Consider the following 1,964-nt stretch of genomic DNA (forward strand, 5'->3'; position numbering starts at 1 on the left):
AGGCTGCGATCTTTTGATCCTGTTTTTAAAGATCAAAAGATCGCTGCCTGCGGCAGCTCCTACAGGTAGCCGTATCAGAGAGATATAGTCCAAGGTATTGGTTAGAGCGCGGAGCGGATCAGATCGCCAAGCCAGTCCATAAACACCCGCACCCGCAGCGGCAAATGCCGTTGCCGCGCATACAACAATGAAATACCCATCGCCGGCGCGGTGAATTGCGGCAACACCGTCACCAGCTCGCCATTGTCCAGATGCGGCTGCAACCCGGTTCGCGGCACTTGCGTCAGACCAAACCCGCCCAGGCACGCCGACTCATAAGCGTCAGTGCTGTTGACCGTCACGCTGCCGGCCATCGGCAAGCGTTTCACCTGCCCGCCCTCCTCGTACACAAACCCATCCGAACGCGAACCCAGCACGCCGACGTAATGCACCAGCCGATGTTGCGCGAGATCCTCCAGCGTTTGCGGTACGCCATAGCGATCGAGGTACGCGGGGCTCGCACAGTTGACCATCGGGAAATCGCCGAGGTGCCGCGCGACCACCGATTGATCCGGCTGCGCGCCAATGCGCACCACGCAATCAAAACCCTCGCTGAGCAGGTCGACGCGGCGGTCGGTGCTGCTGATTTCCAGTTCGAGGTTCGGATGGCGATCCATGAATTGCGGCAGGCTCGGCATGACCAGACGCCGCGCGAGAATATTCGGCAGGTCGACACGAATGCGCCCGGTCAGCGACGCTTCGTCCTGACGAAACAAGCCTTCGATCTCGTCCATGTGCGAGAGCAGGTCTTTGCTGCGTTCGTACAACACCAGACCGTCCTGCGTCGCCTGCACCTTGCGCGTGGTGCGTTGCAGCAGGCGCGTGCCGAGCAACGCTTCCAGCGCTTGCACATGCTCGGACACGGTGGAGCGCGGCAGCCCGAGATTTTCCCCGGCGAGGGTGAAACTCGACAGTTCGCTGACCCGCACGAAGGTGCGCAGCAGTTCCAGTTTGTTCATGGCGGGCCTTTGATTGTTCGGATTAGCCGATCAGTGATTCCGATTTCAGTCTGTTTATCACCTCTCAGCGGATAAATAAACTGAGTCCCATCACCACCACTCACCGCAATCGAGGTAGTCCCATGAACCGCAAAATCGCATTGATCACTGGCGCCAGTCGTGGCCTGGGTAAGAACGCCGCCCTGCACTTGGCTGCCCAAGGCATCGACATCATCGGCACTTACCACAGCCGCGCCGATGAAGCGCAGGCGCTGGTCAGCGAACTGCAAGCACTCGGCGCCAAAGCCGTGATGTTGCAACTGGACGTTGGCCGCAGCGAAAGCTTTGCCGATTTCGGTACTCGGGTTGAGCAGGCGTTACAGCAGACCTTCGAGCGTCAGCGTTTTGATTTCCTGATCAACAATGCCGGGGTCGGTCTGCATGTGAGCTTCGCCGAGACCAGCGTCGAGCAATTCGACATGCTGATGAACGTGCATCTCAAAGGGCCGTTCTTCCTGACTCAGCAGTTACTGCCGCTGATCAACGATGGCGGCCGGATCATCAACATCTCCAGCGGCCTCGCGCGTTTCACCATCCCGGGCGCCAGTGCTTATGCGGCGATGAAAGGCGCAATTGAAGTACTGACCCGCTATCAGGCGAAAGAGCTGGGCGCCCGGCAGATTGCCGTGAATACCTTGGCGCCCGGTGCGATTGAAACCGACTTTGGTGGCGGGACGGTTCGCGATAATGCGGCGGTGAATGCGATGGTCGCCGACAACACCGCGCTGGGTCGTGCCGGCCAGCCGGATGACATTGGCGGGGCATTGGCGTTGTTGCTGTCGCCGGGTGCGCAGTGGATCAATGGCCAGCGGGTTGAAGCCTCCGGCGGCATGTTCCTCTAAAGTCAATGAAAACCTACCCCTGTAGGAGCTGCCGCAGGCTGCGATCTTTTGATCTTGATTTTTAACGGCAAGATCAACAGATCGC

At 59.3% G+C, this 1,964-nt stretch carries 2 protein-coding genes; one reads left to right on the forward strand and one right to left on the reverse strand.

Annotated elements, in window-relative coordinates:
* Nucleotides 1–101: 101 nt before the first annotated feature.
* Nucleotides 102–998, reverse strand: coding sequence for a LysR family transcriptional regulator (locus EJA70_RS06775; RefSeq protein ID WP_158830232.1), 897 nt, complete (start codon nucleotides 996–998; stop codon nucleotides 102–104).
* A 122-nt stretch (nucleotides 999–1,120) separates the two neighbouring features.
* On the opposite strand from EJA70_RS06775, the gene EJA70_RS06780 reads away from it, so the two are divergent.
* The gene (locus EJA70_RS06780; RefSeq protein ID WP_158830233.1) at nucleotides 1,121–1,879 is read left to right on the forward strand and encodes an SDR family NAD(P)-dependent oxidoreductase; all 759 of its coding nucleotides are present in this window, start codon (nucleotides 1,121–1,123) and stop codon (nucleotides 1,877–1,879) included.
* Nucleotides 1,880–1,964 lie beyond the last annotated feature (85 nt).

Origin of the sequence: Pseudomonas sp. PB103 (genome assembly GCF_009764635.1) — a bacterium.
Taxonomy (GTDB): domain Bacteria; phylum Pseudomonadota; class Gammaproteobacteria; order Pseudomonadales; family Pseudomonadaceae; genus Aquipseudomonas.